Raw genomic sequence first — 20,005 nt, 5'->3', positions numbered from 1 at the left:
CTGCGAAAGTAGCTCATTTGGTAGAGCACGACCTTGCCAAGGTCGGGGTGGCCGGTTCGAGCCCGGTCTTTCGCTCTAAAGCCTGACTGATTATTCAGTCAGGCTTTTTTATGCATGCAACTTTCTGTACGCCACGAGGTAACAAGTAAAGAATATCCGTATAGCAACTTCCTTTTTCTTTTTCTACTATGCCAAGCGGCTTATCCAGGTCAGGAGATAAGCAAATCCAGCAAATGCTTCACTAAAATTTCCGCTGGAAATGCACCACTTTAGCTATTCTTGTATATTACATTTTCAGTATGGGTTAGGAAATCATTTCATGGCATATACACAACAAGCATGGGCCATATAAAGTATTTCACTATGGGGAACCCTCCGGCCCGGATTTACCATGGCTGCATTTGAACACTGCATATGAATGGGGCAATTGGATATTACTGTATAAAAGAGAGAAGGCATCGTTTTAAACGATGCCTTCTCTCTTTTATATGTTCTGAATCCTTTACTAATAATCCCCACTGGCGCCGCCACCACCACCGGATCCGCCTCCATACTGCATGTCATTGCCTGCAGGTTGTGCGCCTGGTGTATAGGTTTGTGCAATGATCAGGGATTCCAGCCGTAGTTTATCTGCCAGGGAAGGATCTTCGGATTCTTCATAGGTAAAACCATGTTTAGGTTCTTTTAGGTAACGGATCAAAGCCCAGGCGGCTACGGTCAGTACCAGTCCGCCCAGTGTCATCGCTGTTTCCAGCGGCATTACACTGTGATAGTAACGGATGGTGAATACAATAGCGGCGAGCAGGATCATACCGGTACGGAGCAATACCGCATTTTTATGACGGATACCGAGGTAGAGATATACAACCGGTATCACAACGGTATAGATCCAGAAAAATAATGCGCCGGGAATACTTTCTCCTTCTTTCAGTTGGAGATCAAACATCGCATCGCTCAGCTCCCGTACCACAAAGTAGTTGCCGGCAAGATAGAGTGTGAGCAGTGACAATACGGAGATAGCCGTGAGGCAGTGATGGTAATGCCTGCTGAAATGGTAGGCCGCTATTTTCTTTGCGGCAATATAAACAGCCAGTGAAATGCCCATGATCAGAAACGGCGTGATGATTTTGGCGGCCGGACCCAGTTTAACGGCTATATTGAATATAAGCCCCAGGAAGGCCAGGTAACATACGCTGGCTACTACCATGTCGGCAAAGCGTAAAGTAGCTACAAAAGTGGTGATAAACACCAGGCCGAGAACAGTTTCCACAGAAGGATGATTGGTAATGAAAGCGCTGCTGCAAATGAGTCCGAGGGCGCTCCATAGCAGGGCATCATCTACGCCTGCACGGAATAATTTTTTCTCACGGATAAATAATTCCAGTGCGCCGTAGCATGCGAGACCGGCGAAAATGCAGAGTCCTGCGAACCCGCTTTCATTTTTGATCGCCTCCAGCAACATGAGTGTGAGGAGGCCAAGCGAAAAGGAAACGATGATGGTGGTCAGTATAAAGAGACCAACTTTAATGATCGGGTTGGGTGTGTAAAAGTTTACCGGGTGGGCCGTTTCGATGGCCTTGTAGGTGGCAGCACTGATACAGTCTTTCCGCAATGCTTTTTCTGCTGCTTCTTTTATTTCCAGGTTGTCGAGGGTCTGGCTGTTATATGCTAGCATGTTTAATTTTTTTGTTGAGGTTAATCAAAAGCACAATTACACCGATGGCGGAGCCGATAAAATAGAGGAGCCCCAGGTAGAGGGCGCCGATATCGTCGATGGCGACCAGGGAGCGCACTACCACTATGCTAAAGCCGATATACCCATATAATACACTGATCAATACAAAGTAAAAGGAGCGGTCGCGGAAGGCTTGCTGAAGGATGAAGTATACCACCCCTGCGAGGCCCAGGCCAAAGATCAGCCAGCTCACATCAAACACGCACATGGCAGCAATTAACGCAATGAAAATAATGTGCGCACCAAAGTTCTGGTAAGTGAATGCAAAATGTTTTTTGAGATTTTTAGTGGTAGATATAAACGCCAGGGCTATCAGGAAAGCACCGAGAAAGATGCCGGTGTAAATGATCCGCTCACTGCCAAAGTCGTTGGCAGAAAGCACCTGGAACGGTGTTACCGCAATACCCAGCCAGGCGGCCAGGTTGGTGACCGCCATTGATAATACACCGAGATGATCAAAATAATAGGCGCTTAAAGTAAGCACCGCCAGTGGGATAAAGGTGGCCAGTCCGTATGCCGTACCAAAGGCAGTGTATTGAAACTGCAGGTACCCGATAAAGGTGATGAAAGTCAGACAGCCTAACAGTAACGCATAATCGAAAAATGCATTGGGCGAGCTGACTTTTGCCCAGGAGAAAGGTGCTTTTTTCCGGATACAGTAACTGAAGCAGCCGGCGCAGATTACACCAATGATCAGCAGGATTACCTGGTGTCCGATGGTATCGATATTTTTATAGATCAGGATGCCCAAACCTCCGCTCAGCAGGAGTACACCGAGGTACAGGAGGGTTTTTATTTCCCAGTGGAGAGAGAACAGTTCCTGTGCTTTCGCCGTTTTTACCGCCGCAAGTTCTGTATCATTTACCAGGTTTTCTGCGTGGAGTTTTTCAAAGATTTTTTGATTCATAGATGGCGTTAAAGAAGTTGGAATTAACAATCATTACCCGCTGCAATATACAATATCAGCGCACAAAACGATATATTGTGATACAGGGAAAATGACGAACAGTCCTGCTTTTATAAAAAACAACACGGTGACATGAAAGAATACAACGCTTCTTTATTCGTGAAATTAACAAGTGAATTGGGTGAAGGTGCTTGCTGGTGGCCCGAAAGGAGCAGCTGGTGCTGGGTAGATATTATGGGCCATACCATTTATATGCAGGATACGGATGGTCGTTTGCGATCTTTTGATGCGGGTGGTTATGTGACAACGCTGGTACGGGTAACTGGTCGGGATGAGCTGCTGGTGGGGTTGAAAGACGGTGTTGCTTTTTTTTCACCGGAGCAGGGTGTGGGAAAGCGGATAGCGGTACTGGAAGAAAAGGACCGGGTGCGTTGCAATGATGGTAAATGTGATCCGGCCGGGCGGCTCTGGATTGGCACGATGCAGATGCCGGCAGAAGAGGGCACGGGCAACCTGTATTGTATCACCGGATCCGGGGCGCCGGTACTAAAGCTGCCGGGTGTTACCATTTCCAACGGGCTGGTATGGAAAGATGATAAGATGTATTACAACGATACGTATACCCGAAGTGTGCAGGAGTTCAGTTATGACGCAGCCGGGGGTACGATTGCCTTTACAAGGATAGCTGTGCACATTCCGGCTGAACTGGGCTGGCCGGACGGTATGGCGATAGACAGCCACGGTATGCTCTGGATTGCGCATTGGGGTGGTTATGGGGTGTATTGCTGGAACCCGGAAACAGGAGAATTGCTTGGCAAGGTGGAGGTGCCGGCGCCACATGTATCTTCCTGTGCATTTGGTGGGCCGGAACTGGATGAAATGCTGATTACAACGGCCCGGGAACACCTCACTGAAGAGCAGATAGCGGAATATCCCCTTAGTGGGAGCGTGTTTCACGTAAGGCTACCTATTAAAGGCTTACCTGCCAACTACTTTAAGTATTAATTATTTTTACATATTAATGTTTCACAGTTTTCTGTTATATTATTAGTATATTTGCAGACGGAATCAGCTTTTTCAGGGTATTTTAATACCATTTCATACTATCTTATATCAACTTCCCTTTTGCATAAGATACTTCCCTTTAGTATGCTACCGCTAGAAAACATCATGTAAAAAATAATTATGATCATGAAGGATTTTAAAATTATTGACAACAAAGAGGCCAGACAGTTTGAGGCGCATATCGCTGGACAGATGGCTAAAGTTATTTACGAAAGAAACGGAAGCCGCATTTTCCTGACAGGTGCAGAAGTGCCACCGGTACTGGAAAAACAGGGTGTATTGCCAATGATGCTGGGAAAAGTAATGGAGGAGATTTCTGCACAGAATATCCGTATGGTACCTTCCAGCAAGAAAGTGGCAGAATTTGTACGCAGTAATCCTCAATGGAAAACGCTGCTGGCACACGGTTTACACATATAGCTCTTTATTTTACATTTGACATTTAGTTATTTAATTATTTGCCGGCCATCTTTATTATCAGAAAACTAGAATGGCGGAAGATTCATCAAACACGAGACCAGTCAAATAACTAAATAACTAAATACTCAAATGCCCTTCTACTTGATGCCCATCTTCAATTTCACGTCCGGCATCAAATCATCGGCTGCTGCGGATACCAATACCGCATCTCTGGAGTTATCAATCACCAGCGTATAGCCTTTTTCGTTAGCCACCGCTTTTAATAACTTTTTTGCTTTATCCATAATAGGCGTCAGTAACTGCTGTTCACGCTGATTCATTGCGTCTTCAGACATTTCCTTATACTTCTGGATATTGGCTTGTAAGCCTTTTAGCTCGGAAATTTTCACTTCCTGCATGGCTTCACTGAGTTTGGTACTCAGACTATCATATTCTTTTAATTTCTTCGTGTATTCTGCTACCAGCTGCTGGCCGTCGGCATTGAGTTTTTCCTGTAAAATATTTAAGGAATCACCTGCCAGTTTACTTTCCGGCATAAAGGCAATCATTTGTTGAAAATTAATATAGCCCGTTTTGGATTGGGCAAAAAGTGCAGTACTTCCTAACAGTGACAGGCAAAGTGTACAGATAAATTTCATCGGGATAATTTTCACAATAATAATAGTCCAGTTGTGAAATATTCTTTAACATGAATATAATGTAATGTTAAAATGAGTGGAATTACTAACATATGAAAGTCGCCTGAGGAGAAAATGCGCTGGCGAACGATTTACCGGGAAAAACATTTCTACGGTACATATCTCCCTATAATATTATTAATCATGAGTTTATGTATTTAAGATCCGGCAGCGCAAAGAAATATTTGCCCAAAAATAGGGGTAAGTACTTAGTAAGGTGTCGTATAATAAATCAGTTCAATTGGCAGAAGGAATTATATTTGACGTTAGATATCAAACCCTGAGCATGGAATTTATAAATCCGGGTAACACTGCAGTACCGGAAATGGAAAACTCATTAACTTTTGAACAGGTTTTTAAAACACATTTTAAAGGCTTGCATGCCTATGCATGTACGCTACTGAAAGATGAAGTGATGTCGGAGGAGATGGTACAGAACGTCTTTTGTAAACTCTGGGAAAAATCAGGTGACATAAAAATAAAGCAATCTGTTTCGGGATACCTGTACCGGGCGGTATACCATGAATGTATCAATTATCTGCGTCATCAGAAAGTGAAAGCCACGCATCAGGCGCATACCAAATACCAGATGAACAACGATCAGGATATTGGCAATGCCTCTGGTAAAGTGATGTTGCGCGACCTGGAAGAGAAGCTGGAAGCCGCTTTGATGGCATTGCCGGAAAAGTGTCGTACCGTTTTTCAACTGAGCCGCTTCGAAGAACTGAAGTACCAGGAAATAGCAGATCGCCTGGATATCTCTATAAAAACTGTGGAAAATCAGATGGGCAAAGCACTACGCTTATTACGACTCAACCTGGTAGATTTTCTGCCCTTGTTATTAATTTTGCTCCACCTGTAAAAGCGCATCCGTGAACAAACAATCCAATCATATAAACGACGACCTGCTGGTAAAACATCTGCTGGGCATTGACACGCCCTCAGAGAAAGCAGCAGTAACCACCTGGCTGGCAGAAAAGGAGGAGCACCGGCGCTATTTTGAACACTTCCGCCTTATCTGGGAAGAAAGCCGTAAGCTGGCCGCTGTAAGCACCGTGAATGAAAATGATGCCTGGTCACGATTCCAGCAACGGGTAGGCACCAACGAAAATACCACCCGCATCGTAAAACTGGATACCGGCATCTCCTGGCGCCCTATTCTACGTATTGCTGCGGTATTAATCATCCTGGCCGGTGCAGCCGGTGCATGGTTTATCTCACAACAACGTAATCAGCCACTGATACTGGCTTCCGGTGAACAGATCAAACAAGACGTTTTACCGGATGGCTCACAGATCACCCTGAATAAACAATCCCGTATCACCTATGCCGGCAACCGTAAAGAACGCCAGGTAAAACTGGAAGGAGAAGCCTTTTTTAATGTAGCGCAAGACCCGGGAAAGCCATTTGTAATCAAAGTAAACGAAGTAACTGTTACCGTACTGGGTACCTCTTTCAACGTGAAAAGTACTGCCGGTAAAACAGAAGTGATTGTAGAAACCGGTGCAGTAGAAGTGACCAAGAATAACAACAGCGTACAACTGAAACAACATGAAAAGGCAATAGTGACCGCAACAGAAAAAGCACCGGTGAAACAAAGTAATACCGATGAACTGTACAGCTATTACCGCACACAAACTTTTGTATGTAATGATACCCCTTTATGGAAACTGGTAGAGATCCTGAATGAAGCATATGGTGTGAACATCGTGATTGCCAATCCGGAAAAACGCAATCTGCAGATTAATTCTACCTTTACCAATAGTTCGCTGGATAGTACTTTACAGGTAATCGGGCTTACTTATGAGATCGCCGTGGAAAAACAGGGATCACAAATTATACTGAAATAATAATCGCCTTCGTACTGTATGTTACTACCAAAGCATTTGCTGACGTTATTTTTTATCTGTTGTTTTTCTTTACCGCTGTCCGCCCAGCAATTGCTGAATAAAACGGTGAGTATAGAAGTAAAGGAGCGGCCACTCGCGGAAGTATTGACCACTATCAGTAAGCAGGGCAATTTTTATTTCTCTTATCTTACTACCATCCTCCCGCAGGACAGCCTGGTAAGCATCTCCGTAAAAAATAAAACAGTCAGACAGGTACTCGATATTTTGCTGAGTGGGGATTATCAATATAAAGAATCGGGAAATTATATTATTCTCCTGAGAAAAAATCAGGGGCAGGTATATTACCTGATCAGCGGGGTGGTCACGGACCGGAAAACAGGACAGCGGCTACCGAATGCCAGTGTCTATGAACGACAGCAACTCATCTCCACATTAACAAACAGCGACGGTTACTTCAGGCTGCGGTTAAAGGATAAATATCCTTCCGCAGCCATTAGTGTTAGTAAGGACCTCTATGCAGATACCTCTTTGTTACTCACTACAGGCTATGACCAGGAAATTGCGGTGAGTATAGCTCCTGCTACCTATCAGCTGAAAGTAGTGGATATCACCGGGCATGCACAGGTAGAAAAAACCTGGTTTGGCAATATGTTTTTATCCTCCCGGCAGAAATTAACCAGTTTGAATATTGGTGGCTTCCTGGCCGATAAACCTTACCAGGTATCACTTACACCAGGACTGGGTACACATGGTCGTATGAGTGGACAGGTGGTGAATAAATTTTCCATGAATGTACTGGGTGGTTATGCCGCCGGGGTAGATGGCGTGGAAATTGGCACTGCTTTTAATATCGTGAAAAATGATATGCAGCATGTGCAGGTGGCCGGCATATTTAACATAGTAGGTGGAAAAACCCGTGGTGTACAATTGGCAGGTATGCACAATAATGTACTGGATTCTATGATCGGCGTACAAGTGGCGGGTATCAGCAATATCACAGAAGGCAATATGAAAGGTGTGCAGCTCACCGGCGCCATTGGCCAGGTATATGGCAACATCGATGGGGTACAGGTAGGCGGCATTGTGAGTGTTACAAAAGGCAATAGCAAAGGCTGGCAGGTATCAGGAGCTATGAACTATAATGGTAAAGATATTGACGGTGTACAGTTGAGTGGTATCATAAATGTGAACCACAAAGATGCGAAGGGCGTGCAGCTGGCAGGCGCCGGAAATATTAACCACGGCGTGATGAAAGGTGTTCAGATCGGAAGTCTTTTTAACTACGCCCGGGAAGTAAGAGGTGTGCAGATTGGCCTGGTAAATATTGCGGACAGCGTTACGGGGTACAGTATCGGTATTCTCAATATTGTGAAACACGGCTATAAGAAAGTATCCGTGTTCAGTACGGATGTACATCCGTTTAATGTGGCCTGGAAAGCGGGCCGCAGTGAGTTGTACAGTATCATTTTTGGTGGTTACAGTCCTGGTACAAACAATACTTCGTGGTCGCTTGGATATGGTATCGGTAAAGTAATTCCGTTTAATAAAGTATTGTCGTTGTCAACAGAAATAACCGCGCAAAATGTTTTTCTGCAAAGCTGGAAAGAGAATACAGACATCTACCGTTTACAGCCTTCCCTGAATGTAAAATTAGGGAAGCGCATTATTTTATTCGCGGGTCCTTCTTATGCGATCAATGTGCGCGATGAAACTTCTCCTGCTTCAGCAGCGGGTTTGGGGGCGCACTATCCTACTGTGAAGCTTGGAGATCATGTTTCTTCATGGTTAGGCTGGCAGGCAGGTATCAGTCTTTTTTAATTTTCATTTTTCTGCATAGGGGTAGAAGTTCTTCAACGTGTCGTTATATCGTACGAAATAACAAATACACATGAGAACATTTTATATCAACAGCCGGATCATTTGCTTTTTTGTTGCCCTTTTATGTTTAGCCACAACAGCTTACGCACAGCATCCGCTCACAAGTCCCGCACATATAGGATTGGTATATCCATTGAGCAGTAACGGTAAAAACGCTGCCGCCTATACGAATCATTTTTCCCTGAATATTATAGCCGGTGTTTCCAAAGCAGAAACGGGTGTAGCGGTCGCCGGTATTTCCAATATCATCAAAGATAGCGCTACCGGTGTGCAGGTAGCCGGATTCTCCAATCATATCGGTAAAACATTTCATGCGGTTACCGTAGCAGGTTTTATGAACCAGGTGAAAACAAGTGCGGATGGTGCGATGGTAGCAGGTTTCTTAAACTTGTCCGGTAGCTTGCATGGCTTTCAGATGGCGGGTTTTGGCAATCTGGTTTCCGGTGATGTACAAGGTACGCAGGTGGCGGGTTTCATGAATACGGCAGCCAACAATTCGCAGATACAGGTAGCAGGTTTTGCCAACATGGTAAAGAAAGATGCGAAGGTGCAGGTGGTTGGTTTTATGAACAAAGCAGAAAATGTGCATTCGCAGGTAGCGGGTTTTATCAATATTGCAAAGAAGGTAAAAGGTGTGCAGGTAGCTGGTTTGATCAACATTGCGGATAGCAGTGAATACCCGATCGGTTTAATCAATATTGTAAAGGGTGGAGAAAAACAGGTGAGTCTGAGTATTGATGAAACGGCGACCACCATTGCTTCCTTCAAGTCGGGTGGCAGGGTGTTGTACGGCATACTGGGTGTGGGTTACAACCTGAAAAATAACCCGGATCCTTTATATGCTTTGCAGGCGGGTATTGGTGCGCATCTTCCTTTGCTGTCTCATTTCAGGATCAATGCAGAAGCCACTACGATGGTACTCACAAATTTTAAATCGGGTTACTATCACCGTCAGTCGTTGGGTATTTTTCCCGCCTACCGTTTTGGCAGCAGGGTAGAAGTATTTGCTGGTCCTACGTTTAATTTCGTGGAAGCAGAAAACGGAGTAGGTGTAGATCTTACCAATCATTACATCTGGTCCAGGGACAAGCGTAACGACCGGTTCAACGGTGGTTACATCGGAGGTACCGCAGGTGTGCAGGTAAAGCTGTAGAGAGTGGAAAGGAGGTATCAAAAGTAATCGTTGACAGCTATTACTTTTGATACCTTCTTTTCTTATTTTTTCAGGGAGTACTTCAGTACGTTGCCTGCCATCATTTCGGGTGTGATGATATCGCCGGCGTCGAGTGTAAAGTCTGCCGGGCCTGCAATGCCTTCCTTATTCAGTGTCGTGATTTTTCCGGAGGCCAGGTCCAGTTCCAGTATGACGCCTTTCTTTTCAAAAGCTATCCAGTCGGAAAAGATCAATGTTTTACGATTGGCTGTCAGTGCCAGTCCGTCGTAGTAGCCGAGGCGACCGGTCAGGGTGGTGAATGTTTTTTCCGCCGCGCCCATATCGATATAGCCTAATTGTCCGTCTGGTTTATTATCGTTGCCGAATCCGCATACATAGAGTCTTTTGCTTTTTGCATCGTATACAATGCCATTGGCGCCATTGATGGGATTGGTATACACCAGTTCTTCCGTACGGGGATTTTTTCCGAGATGTACCAGGAAGATCTTGTTCACATCAGTGGCAGATACTGCCAGGGTAGAATCGTTGAGGGCGGTAATATCATTCAGGAAGATGGAGGCCGGTGCGAGATCAATATTATACAATTCTTTACCGTTGTCCAGATCATATCCTTTTACTTTATCCACATCGGCGACAAAGAGCGTGTGATGCAGTACAAATGCGCCTTTCGGGGCATCCAGTCCTTGGGCGAAGATAGTGCTGCCGCCTTTTTTATCCATGCGGAAAATGATGCCGTTGCCGTCTTTTTTGGTGGGATCTCCGCCTTCGCCGATATCGGCAATGTAATAGTAATTATTGTATACCGCTACGCTTTCCGGTGCTTTCATAAAGGCGGTTTTATTCAGTTGCTGTTGGGCAAAGGTGTGGCTGGAGAGCAGGATGCTGGCTGCTGTCAGTGCCAGTGAGGGGAATTGTTTCATCGTTGATTTATTTTTATCAAAGGTATAAAGGCGGGGTGTCAGGCGGGTAACAGGAACGGTTCAAAAAATAGCATTTTTGGTTCGTTGTGCATTTTTGGGTGTGGTACCATACTGTTGCCGGTATTGTTTTATAAAGTAAGATACATTTTCAAATCCGCATTCCCAGGCAATTTCATTGACATTTTTTCCGGATTGGAGCAGCAGGTGACGGGCGTGTTTCAGCCGTTCTTCGTTGATCCATTTTTTTGGAGGGGCATTGTACAGTTTGGAGAATTCTCTTTTGAAGGTGCTGAGACTGAGGCCGCACATTTTGGCATATTCTTCCAGGGTAAAGGGTTGTACCAGGTTGTCGCGGATAATGGTGGAAATATTTTCCGCGCTGCTATCGAACATTTGCTGCAGAAAAGCCTGCACCCGTTCCTGCAGGGGGCCAGATAGCAGCAGCAGCAACACTTCATGAATTTTGAGTTCCAGCAGTTTGGTGGTATGGTGGCCGGGTTGTTCCAGGTATCGAAGGATGGCGTTACGGATCTCCAGTACGGCATTTTCGCAGGTCACTACCATAGGCCCGGCAGATCCGGGCGATGGGGTCTTTCGGTTATCGTCATCTTCCGGAAGAAAAGAACGGAGGAGGGCATCATCCATACAGAGGAGGAGCGACTGGTAATCGGCGCCTCCGGTAATAAAATCAGTCATGAAATACACGCCTCTTTTCAAGAGTACCAGGTCGCCGGCATGGGCAATAAGGTCGCCATCGGCGAGGTGTATATGTTTGGTACCCCGGAGAATAAATACCAGGGTATTTTCTGTGAGAAATCCTTCTTCCCGTCCGGGCTCATCGGCCTGTCTGAACCAGGCTACTATTGATTTACCGGCATGGTGCAGCTGTACGGCGGGGATATTTTCAAAAGCCTTCGGATAACGCGCTAACATGAAGTAAAATTACGGATTAGCGTGGAATTATATGTTATGGCATTGTATTTGGTAAAATGAAGTTAAAAGCAAGTCAATATGAAAACATGGTTATACCTGCCGCTGTTGTTACTGGGTTTTATATTGCCCGGTTGTACCAAAACAACAAATGAAGTGGTGATCCCCAATCAGACCATTTTATACGAATTAAACCCCGGCGACTGGAAACAGGATACCAACGGGATGTATTACTTCGTAATCCCGGTACCCGAATTGAAGAATGTGAATCAGACTGATGGCGTGATCGTTTCTTTGGCCCGCTATGCGCCCAATTCATCCGAGGAGCCACAGAATTATGAGCTACTGCCGCAGGTATACAATAGCCAGACTTACTTAGTGACGCACAATGCCCAGGCAGTTGAAATCGATATCAAAGGACAAAACGGTACGGCTTCCACGCCACCGGCTACCAAAGTGAGGGTGAAAATAGTACTGATACCTTCTGTTCAGTAAATCAGCTTTACCATTTCTCAACATATATATACAGGGCTTCCGTGAAAACGGGGGCCTTTTTTGTTGGCGGTTTCCGCCTGCCATTGCACAACCGTAATAATAAGATAACGACCATTCTTCACAGGAATTAGCAGATAGCAGCAGATTTTTACTATTTTCCACCTTTCGTATAAATCCCTTACAGTGTACATGAAAATTTGTCAAACTAATGGATAACAGAAGAGATTTTATTAAGAAAGCAGCGCTGCTATCCGGTGCTGCCGGCGTTTTTAGTGCCTTGCCTGCCTCTATTCAACGGGCAATGGCCATTGATCCCAAGCCTGGTACCACATTCCTGGATGCGGAGCATGTGGTGATCCTCATGCAGGAGAACCGCTCCTTTGACCACTGTTATGGCACCCTGCGGGGAGTGCGGGGCTATAACGATCCCCGTGCAATTCAGCTGCCCAACAGAAACCTGGTGTGGCTGCAGAGCAATGCCAAGAATGAAACGTATGCTCCTTTCCGGTTAAACCTGAAAGACACCAAAGCCACCTGGATGAGCAGTTTGCCGCATTCGTGGGGGAACCAGGTAAATGCCCGTAACAATGGGAAGTACGACAAGTGGTTGCTGGTGAAAAAATCCGGCAATAAAGAATGGGCGCCTATGCCGCTCACCCTTGGATATTATAACCGGGAAGATCTTCCGTTTTACTATTCCCTGGCAGATGCTTTTACTATCTGCGACCAGAATTTCTGTTCTTCCCTGACAGGTACCACGCCGAACCGCCTTTACCTGTGGACCGGCACCCTGCGCGATGAACAGAATGCGCAATCCAAAGCCAATGTATGGAATGAAGATGTAGACTATGGCCGGGAAGCGCATTGGACCAGTTTCCCGGAACGCCTGGAAGACAATGGCGTATCCTGGAAAATTTACCAGAATGAAATCAGTGCCGCCGGATTGGAAGGCGAGAAGGATGGGATGCTGGCCAATTTTACCGATAACCCGATAGAATGGTTTGCCGCCTTTAATGTTCGTTTTGCTACCGGTCATATTCAATACCTGCAACGCAGGCTGCAGGCATTGCCTGGCGAAATAAAAGAACTAGAAACTAAGCTGGCCACCGTTTCCGGTGAAGAAGCGGAGAAGCTGAAGAAAAAGCTGGCACAACGTAAAGAAGAGCTGACGCGCACTACCAGCGACGCAGAAAAGTTTACCCGGGCCAATTTCGAGAAGCTGTCGCAGCGCGCCCAGAACCTCCACAATAAAGCATTTACCACTAATATAGCCGATCCGGACTACCACGAACTGGAAACCCTGAGGTACAAGGACGGTGATACCGAAAGAACCGTAGAAGTGCCGAAAGGAGATATCCTCCACCAGTTCAGAACAGATGTAAACGAGGGCAAACTGCCTACCGTATCCTGGCTGGTAGCACCGGGCGAGTTTTCTGATCACCCTGGATCGCCCTGGTATGGCGCCTGGTATGTATCGGAAGTACTGGATATATTAACCAAACAGGAAGAAGTATGGAAAAAGACCATCTTCATTTTATGTTATGATGAAAATGATGGCTATTTCGACCACGTACCGCCATTTACCGCACCGCATAAACCCGGCACCGGTAAAGTTTCCGCAGGCATTGATACTGGTATTGAATACGTAACAAAGGAAGAAGAGCAGGCGAAGAAATACCTGGGAGCAGATGAGATCCACGAGAGCCCTATCGGACTGGGTTACCGGGTACCTCTGGTGATCGCTTCTCCGTGGAGTCGTGGTGGTTATGTGAACTCACAGGTTTGTGACCATACCTCTATCATTCAGCTGATGGAGCATTTCCTGCAACACAAAACAGGGAAGCCCATTAAGGAAACTAATATTTCCGCATGGCGCCGTACGGTGTGCAGCGATCTGACCTCCGTATTCCGGCCTTTCAATGGTGAAAAAATTACCGTGCCTTTCCCGGAAAGGAATGAGTTCATAGAAACGATCTACAACGCAAAATTCAAGAAGCTGCCGGATGAATTTAAACTGCTGACAGCTGCTGAAATAGAGAAGATCAATACAGATCCGGCCAACGCAGAATGGATGCCTAAGCAGGAAAAAGGAACGCGCGTTTCCAATGCACTGCCTTATGAATTATATGTAGGAGGCAAGCTGGGAGCAGATAAGAAAACTTTTGAGATCAGCTTTGAAGCGGGTAACAAGATCTTTGGTAAACAGGCGGCAGGCTCACCTTTCAACGTATATGCACCGGGTAAATACTTACAGGAAGCCACGCAAACTATGGAGCCGGTACGTACCTGGTCTTATGCGGTAAAAGCAGGAGATCAGCTGAAAGATACCTGGCCATTGGCGGCTTTTGATGCGGCACATTATCACCTGAGGGTATATGGTCCCAATGGCTTTTTCCGGGAATTTGCCGGAGATGCCAATGATCCGCAGGTAGAAGTACAGTGTGGTTATCAGCGCGGGTTGACCAACAGTAAGAAACTGACCGGCAGCGTGGAATTGAAGTTGATCAACCATGGAGCGGCCGCAGTTACTTTTGCGATCAATGATCTGGGTTATCACAAAGGAGAGCTGAAGAAAACGGTGGCGGGCCGCACTACCGCTACATTGGTAATAGATCTGTCTAAAAGCCAGGGCTGGTATGATTTCTCCGTGAAGACAACGGGTAGTGCTTCTTTTGAGCAGCGTTATGCCGGCAGGGTGGAAACCGGCAAGGAAAGCATCAGCGATCCGGTGATGGGAAGAGTATAAAAATAAGCAGTACGATAAAAGAGAAAGGGGCTTCATTATAGGAAGCCCCTTTCTCTTTTATGGTTTTGGATACTTTTAAATTTTTCGCTATTGGCGTGGGATTACGGATTACACTTTGAACTAAATTATGCGCTTCTTGTTATTTGTTTTTTTGTATATTAACGGGAGCGTTATTGATCCCGTTGCCTCGAATCTGTCGCCATATAAAAGAATTATTTAAATCATCCAAAATCCTTCATTATGAAACTTTCCTCCCGTCACCTGCCCTTGATGTTTTTATTTGCTGCCCTTGTGGCTTTTGCCGCCTGTTCCAAAGATGGCGCGCAGGGTCCTGCCGGAAATCCGGGTGCAGCTGGCCCTGCCGGTCCTGCTGGTCCCGCTGGTGCTAATGGTCCCAAAGGAGATACCGGTGTTGCCAATGTAATTTATTCACAGTGGTTAAATGTGACATTTGATACCATCCGGGATCAGAACAACGTAGCTACCACTGATGGTTTTGTTGGCTTTGTAGATGTTCCTAAACTGACTAAAGACATCCTTACCAAAGGAACAATCAATGTTTATTTTAATCTCGATTCTGCTGATCACCCTTATATTGTGCCTTTACCTTATGTAGATCCTTACCTGTTTGTAAGCTTCCGTGCGGAAGAAGGCGGCCTTACTATCATTGCCAGCCATGATTTTTCAAGTGGTAATTTCCCGGGTCAGAAAATTATCCAGCAGTTCCGTTATGTGCTGATACCAGGTGGAGTAGCTGCGCGTAGTGCGAATGTGGTAGATTGGAAAGATTATAAATCTGTTCAACGTTACCTGGGACTGAAAGATTAGATAGCTATAAATATATTAAGAAATATAAAAGTCCTCCTGCGTTTTGCAGGGGGACTTTTTGTTGCCGTATATGCACAGTTTGTTCCCTGCCAGCTACGTCGATGGCCCTTTTAGCGGCTGTAAGCGGGCTTATGGGAACCGGCTTTCATTTTGCAGGATGTCCGGTATGAAAAGGCTATTACTGATTACATTGTTCGCTTACATCCTGCAAGGCTGTAGCTCCCCTTCTGCTCCTGCAACGTCAGATGCGCACATCAGCCCGGTGAATACCGGTATTACGCGTGAAAATGCTTATAACGACCTGTTCCTGGACAGTTCGGCGATCGCTGCGTTTATTACTGCTGAAAAGCTGGATGATACTACTGCCAACCGGCTGCGTAGTTTTTATAATGCCCGCAACTTTGAGTTCGCCTGGCTCGACAGCCGTGGACCTGTAGAACAGGCGGCCGCTTTCCGCAGTTTGTATAACTACAGTAAAGACAGTACCAGCAACCGGGCACTGGATAAGCGACTGAATGCACTTATGGATGAAGACAGCCTGAGCATCAGCGCCGGCGACAAAGAAATGGTTAAAACAGAACTGCAACTTACCTGGCGGCTGATCAACTATTTCAGGGAAACAGGCGGCAGCATTGACCAGCTGGAACATATGGTACCAGCACAACGTTATCCCGCCATGGCGCTGGCAGACTCTATGTTAAAAACAGATGATAAAGTATTTCCGGCAGTAGCTGCTATGAAAGCCCCACTTAAAGCTTACCGGGAATACGCTGGTAAGGGCGGCTGGGTGCAAATACCGGATATAAAGAAGGGACTAAAGAAAGGTCAGTCATCTCCCGAAATAATAGCCGTGAAAAAACGACTTTCCCTCACAGGTGAGCTGAAAAATAATGACAGCAGCGCCGTATTCACCGATGAACTGGAAACAGCCATCAATGCTTTCCGTAACAGTAACGGGTATACGCAAAACGGTGTGCTGAATGATACCGTGGTGAAAGCCCTGAATGTGCCCGCTGAAGAGCGGCTGCAGCAGTTACTGGTGAATATGGAACGCATGAAGTGGATGCCGGTGAAACCACAGGGGAAGCTGATCCTGGTGAACATACCTGCTTTTGTACTGCATGTAACGGACGGGGATAAACGCTTATTTGATATGGACATTGTAGTGGGAAAAGAAGGGCATAGCACTACTATGTTTTCCGGTATGCTGAACCAGGTAGTGTTCAGTCCTTACTGGAATATTCCCCGGAGCATTGTCAGAAAAGAGATCCTGCCGGCTATTCAACGGAATAAGAAATACCTGGCTTCCAAGCATATGGAAGTAACCGGGGAAGCGAACGGTTTACCCGTGATCCGCCAGTTGCCCGGCCAGCATAACGCACTGGGTAAGGTGAAATTCCTGTTTCCCAATAGTTATAATATCTACTTTCATGATACGCCTGAGAAGGGTTTGTTTGAGCGCGATAACCGGGCTTACAGTCATGGTTGTATCCGGCTGAAAGATCCGGTAAAAATGGCGCAGTTTGTTCTGGAAGACTCTCCTCAATGGACGAACGAAAAAATAGACAGTGCTATGAACAGCGGAAAGGAAAAGTTTGTAGCAGTAAAGAACCCGGTGCCGGTCATCATTACCTACTTCACGGCATGGACAAACGGAGACAAATTATACTTTGCCTCCGATGTATATGGACATGATGCGGTCTTTAAAGAAAAATTATTTAAGTAATCAGGAGGCGGTGCTGCCTTTAACGAGGATCCTGGTATGCGCGGAATAATATTTATCCGGGCTGTACAGGAACAGGCAGGTGCCATTTCTGATACTTCCGATTACTTTACGGTGGATATTTTCGGGGATAGCAGGGCATCCCAGGCTGCGGCCGATATAGCCCTGTGCTTTGCCCAGATTTTCATTTACATAATTGGCGCTGTGCATTACAATACCTCTGCTGAGGGCATTGTCATTGATACCGGCTTCTTCGCCTTCCAGTCGAAGGGATAAGCCATGTTCACCATTATAGGTATCGCCGGTGATATAGAAACCAAGGCTGCTCTTAAAGCTGTTCATCTGGTTTGAAAAAGCATTGGCGATATCTTTACCGGAATTTCTGCCATGAGATACCAGCGTGTTGAAGAGTAACAGTTTATTTTTAAGATCTATTACAAACAAACGCTTTTTGGTGCTGGGTAGGGAGAAGTCGATAATAGACAACACATCGGGATTTTTAATCCGGCCGCTCTCTTCCAGGTGTTCGTAGCCAATCATGGCATTATCGAACGCTTCCCTGGAAAGACCGAGGGTATCCAACCGCATGTTATCGTATAGACTTTCCCGTTGGGAAGAATCCACTTTTACTGCTGTTGCCGGTTGAATGGCCGCAGTAGATTTTTCCGGTGTGGTAAGGTTTGTAAAAAGAAATGCAAAGCTGCAAATAGTAATAACAAAAATTAACGGTTTGATCGTTTGCTTCACTGTCATGTTCACACTCCGTGTTTTAATTTGGTTTAGAGAAAAGGCATAAGCTCCAAAGATAACGATTTTTGCAGTGGGAATGTCTTGAAGAAGGCCGTCTGAGGCCGCTCCCGGACATTTTTTAACATGCTGTTCACATACATGAAAAATGTGTATAAGTGGCAAATTTTCGTTAAATGCCGGACAATATCAGTATAAGCGTATGTTTTGTAGTTTTTATCTTTGAGGAGACGTTTTGTAAGAAGAGAAAACTGCCATAAAAAAGAAGGGCCGGTTATTATTGCCGGTCCTTTATTATTTCCCCCGGAATCGTTAATTTTCTTTAAAATATCCATCATGCCAGAATTACCCGATTTGCAAGCGTTTAAGCACAACCTTGAAAAGAAACTGCTACATAAAAAGCTCACCACCCTCACGGTGAAAAATGCGAAGAAATTACATACTACAGAGAAGGCCCTGAAAGAGGCGTTGGAGGGACAGCCGCTGGATCATATTCAACGGGTGGGGAAAGAACTGCATTTTGTATTTAAAAACGGGCATGTGCTCGGTATGCACCTCATGTTGCATGGGAAATTGTATTTCTTTGATAAAGAAAATGAACAAAAATATACGATAGTAGAATTGTTGTTTACCGGTGGCGACGGGCTGGTGCTTACGGATTTCCAGGGTGCAGCGAATATCTTCCTGGACCCGGAACCTAAAACCGCGCCGGACGCTTTATCGAAAGAATTTAATGAAAGCTATCTGAAAGAGCAGCTGGCCAAAAAGAAAATCAATATAAAAAAATATCTGCTCGATCAGCATAATGTACTCGGTATCGGAAACGCTTATGCGGACGATATTTTGTGGGATGCAAAGATTTCTCCTTTTTCTATCTGCAATAAAATTCCGGATGCGTCTATCAAAGCATTATTGAAATCTATCAAAAAGATCCTGGAAGGGGCAGAAAAGAAGATCCTGAAAAGTAACCCGGACATCATTAATGGGGAGGTGAGGGATTTTATGCTGGTGCATAACGCCAAATTAACGGAAAGCCCCGATGGTGCGCCCATTAAGAAGGACACTGGTGGTGGCCGCAAAACCTATTATACAGATGAGCAGGTGTTATTTGAGTAGGGTGATTAATTGTTGTGCATTCTGCAAAGCATAGCCGTGGCCGTCGTTGTTAAAGAAAGCCCAGACGGTATGTTTATCCTGTTGCCATTCTTTTATTTTCCCTGCATATTCCGTGATGAGTTTTTCCGGGTATAAGGCATCATATCTGCCATTGGGGCCATGGAAGCGGAGATAGATGTGTTTGGCGGTAATTGTTTCTGCATATGGCCACCTGTTTCCGGAGAGGGCGATGACCCATGCGATCTTGTATTGCTGCAACATCGCAGTGGCTTCTTCCGACAACCAGCTTTTATGCCGTGCTTCCAGTGCAAAATGATAATCACCATAGTTTTTTGTGAGTACCTGGAAAAAATGATCTGCCCTGTCTGCCTCGAAAGCTGCAGAGGGCGGGAGTTGCAGCAGCACCGGTCCCAGGTGCTTTTTAAAAGGATTAAAGAGGTCGAAGAATTTTGGGAGTGATTCTTCCGGATCAGTCAGTCGTTTTACGTGGGTCACATAGCGGCTGATTTTCGGACAGAAATAGAAACGTGCTGGTACTTTTTCGATCCATCCTTCCACGGTAGATAACCGGGGCAGGTGATAGAAGCTAGTATTGATTTCTGTTACCTTAAAAGTTTTGGCGTACCAGGAGAGATAATCAGTGGGCTTCAATTCCTTTGGATAGAATATTTCCCGCCAGTGCCGGTAGCTCCAGCCGGAGGTGCCTATATGGATGCCTGTAGTTGCCATGATCTTTTACTGGCACTCTGCAAATGTTGTTCCCATATATAAGTGCGTTAAAGCCGCACCAACCG

The 20,005-nt window shown here is 45.6% G+C and carries 18 protein-coding genes and 1 tRNA gene; 12 read left to right on the top strand and 7 right to left on the bottom strand.

All coding sequences use genetic code 11. The annotated features are described in order from the left end of the window. Nucleotides 1-2 precede the first annotated feature (2 nt). Nucleotides 3-75, top strand: a tRNA-Gly gene (locus BMW79_RS29795). A gap of 430 nt (nucleotides 76-505) precedes the next feature. On the opposite strand, the gene BMW79_RS29790 is transcribed toward BMW79_RS29795, so the two are convergent. After that, nucleotides 506-1,675, bottom strand: coding sequence for a hypothetical protein (locus BMW79_RS29790; protein ID WP_089902069.1), 1,170 nt, complete (start codon nucleotides 1,673-1,675; stop codon nucleotides 506-508). Beyond that, nucleotides 1,662-2,642, bottom strand: a complete 981-nt coding sequence (locus BMW79_RS29785; RefSeq protein WP_089902066.1) for a DUF2157 domain-containing protein — start codon at nucleotides 2,640-2,642, stop codon at nucleotides 1,662-1,664. The genes BMW79_RS29790 and BMW79_RS29785 overlap by 14 nt, the downstream gene beginning before the upstream one ends. Nucleotides 2,643-2,774: 132 nt before the next feature. Here BMW79_RS29785 and BMW79_RS29780 point away from each other — a divergent pair, with 132 nt between their 5' ends. Both BMW79_RS29780 and BMW79_RS29775 read left to right on the top strand, forming a co-directional pair. Further along, nucleotides 2,775-3,647 (top strand): SMP-30/gluconolactonase/LRE family protein, encoded by an 873-nt coding sequence (locus BMW79_RS29780; protein WP_089902063.1) that lies wholly within the window; start codon nucleotides 2,775-2,777, stop codon nucleotides 3,645-3,647. A gap of 186 nt (nucleotides 3,648-3,833) precedes the next feature. Continuing rightward, nucleotides 3,834-4,127 (top strand): GNAT family N-acetyltransferase, encoded by a 294-nt coding sequence (locus BMW79_RS29775; RefSeq protein ID WP_159454320.1) that lies wholly within the window; start codon nucleotides 3,834-3,836, stop codon nucleotides 4,125-4,127. Nucleotides 4,128-4,264: 137 nt separating this feature from the next. On the opposite strand, the gene BMW79_RS29770 is transcribed toward BMW79_RS29775, so the two are convergent. Continuing rightward, nucleotides 4,265-4,765, bottom strand: a complete 501-nt coding sequence (locus BMW79_RS29770; RefSeq protein WP_089902059.1) for an OmpH family outer membrane protein — start codon at nucleotides 4,763-4,765, stop codon at nucleotides 4,265-4,267. A 325-nt stretch (nucleotides 4,766-5,090) separates the two neighbouring features. Here BMW79_RS29770 and BMW79_RS29765 point away from each other — a divergent pair, with 325 nt between their 5' ends. The 4 genes from BMW79_RS29765 (at nucleotide 5,091) to BMW79_RS29750 (ending at nucleotide 9,685) form a co-directional block, all read left to right on the top strand. Beyond that, a complete protein-coding gene (locus BMW79_RS29765; protein WP_218150479.1) occupies nucleotides 5,091-5,666 on the top strand; it encodes an RNA polymerase sigma-70 factor in 576 nt (191 codons plus the stop codon). A gap of 10 nt (nucleotides 5,667-5,676) precedes the next feature. Then, nucleotides 5,677-6,654, top strand: coding sequence for a FecR family protein (locus BMW79_RS29760; RefSeq protein WP_089902056.1), 978 nt, complete (start codon nucleotides 5,677-5,679; stop codon nucleotides 6,652-6,654). A gap of 18 nt (nucleotides 6,655-6,672) precedes the next feature. Beyond that, nucleotides 6,673-8,472: an STN and carboxypeptidase regulatory-like domain-containing protein gene (locus BMW79_RS29755; protein ID WP_143059298.1), complete on the top strand. Its 1,800-nt coding sequence runs from the start codon at nucleotides 6,673-6,675 to the stop codon at nucleotides 8,470-8,472. A gap of 70 nt (nucleotides 8,473-8,542) precedes the next feature. After that, complete coding sequence (locus BMW79_RS29750; protein ID WP_089902050.1) at nucleotides 8,543-9,685, top strand: hypothetical protein; 1,143 nt, start codon at nucleotides 8,543-8,545, stop codon at nucleotides 9,683-9,685. Nucleotides 9,686-9,747: 62 nt separating this feature from the next. On the opposite strand, the gene BMW79_RS29745 is transcribed toward BMW79_RS29750, so the two are convergent. Together BMW79_RS29745 and BMW79_RS29740 are read right to left on the bottom strand one after the other, a co-directional pair. Beyond that, nucleotides 9,748-10,626, bottom strand: coding sequence for a hypothetical protein (locus BMW79_RS29745; protein ID WP_089902046.1), 879 nt, complete (start codon nucleotides 10,624-10,626; stop codon nucleotides 9,748-9,750). A 60-nt stretch (nucleotides 10,627-10,686) separates the two neighbouring features. Next, entirely contained in the window at nucleotides 10,687-11,559 is an 873-nt protein-coding gene (locus BMW79_RS29740) for a helix-turn-helix domain-containing protein (RefSeq protein WP_089902043.1), read from the bottom strand. A 78-nt stretch (nucleotides 11,560-11,637) separates the two neighbouring features. Here BMW79_RS29740 and BMW79_RS29735 point away from each other — a divergent pair, with 78 nt between their 5' ends. From BMW79_RS29735 to BMW79_RS29720, 4 genes are all read left to right on the top strand, one after another. Next, nucleotides 11,638-12,051 (top strand): hypothetical protein, encoded by a 414-nt coding sequence (locus BMW79_RS29735; protein WP_089902041.1) that lies wholly within the window; start codon nucleotides 11,638-11,640, stop codon nucleotides 12,049-12,051. Between the two features lie 208 nt (nucleotides 12,052-12,259). Further along, nucleotides 12,260-14,797 (top strand): phosphocholine-specific phospholipase C, encoded by a 2,538-nt coding sequence (locus BMW79_RS29730; protein ID WP_089902038.1) that lies wholly within the window; start codon nucleotides 12,260-12,262, stop codon nucleotides 14,795-14,797. 240 nt (nucleotides 14,798-15,037) lie between these two features. Next, nucleotides 15,038-15,625: a hypothetical protein gene (locus BMW79_RS29725; RefSeq protein ID WP_089902035.1), complete on the top strand. Its 588-nt coding sequence runs from the start codon at nucleotides 15,038-15,040 to the stop codon at nucleotides 15,623-15,625. Nucleotides 15,626-15,791: 166 nt separating this feature from the next. Beyond that, nucleotides 15,792-17,351: a L,D-transpeptidase family protein gene (locus BMW79_RS29720; RefSeq protein WP_089904431.1), complete on the top strand. Its 1,560-nt coding sequence runs from the start codon at nucleotides 15,792-15,794 to the stop codon at nucleotides 17,349-17,351. Here BMW79_RS29720 and BMW79_RS29715 read toward each other — a convergent pair whose 3' ends face one another. Next, nucleotides 17,352-18,101 carry a murein L,D-transpeptidase catalytic domain family protein gene (locus tag BMW79_RS29715; protein ID WP_089902033.1) on the bottom strand — a complete coding sequence of 250 codons (750 nt, stop codon included), beginning with the start codon at nucleotides 18,099-18,101 and terminating at the stop codon, nucleotides 17,352-17,354. Between the two features lie 330 nt (nucleotides 18,102-18,431). On the opposite strand from BMW79_RS29715, the gene BMW79_RS29705 reads away from it, so the two are divergent. Further along, nucleotides 18,432-19,211 carry a DNA-formamidopyrimidine glycosylase family protein gene (locus BMW79_RS29705; RefSeq protein ID WP_089902027.1) on the top strand — a complete coding sequence of 260 codons (780 nt, stop codon included), beginning with the start codon at nucleotides 18,432-18,434 and terminating at the stop codon, nucleotides 19,209-19,211. Here BMW79_RS29705 and BMW79_RS29700 read toward each other — a convergent pair. After that, on the bottom strand, nucleotides 19,200-19,940 hold the full coding sequence (locus BMW79_RS29700; RefSeq protein ID WP_089902024.1) for a DUF72 domain-containing protein: 741 nt from the start codon (nucleotides 19,938-19,940) through the stop codon (nucleotides 19,200-19,202). The two genes, BMW79_RS29705 and BMW79_RS29700, sit on opposite strands and share 12 nt — an antisense overlap. Nucleotides 19,941-20,005: the final 65 nt, after the last annotated feature.

Source organism: Chitinophaga arvensicola (genome assembly GCF_900110835.1).
GTDB classification, from domain to species: Bacteria; Bacteroidota; Bacteroidia; order Chitinophagales; family Chitinophagaceae; genus Chitinophaga; species Chitinophaga arvensicola.
The sequence above is the reverse complement of the archived record's forward strand: the minus strand, read 5'-3'. Positions and strand labels throughout refer to the sequence as shown.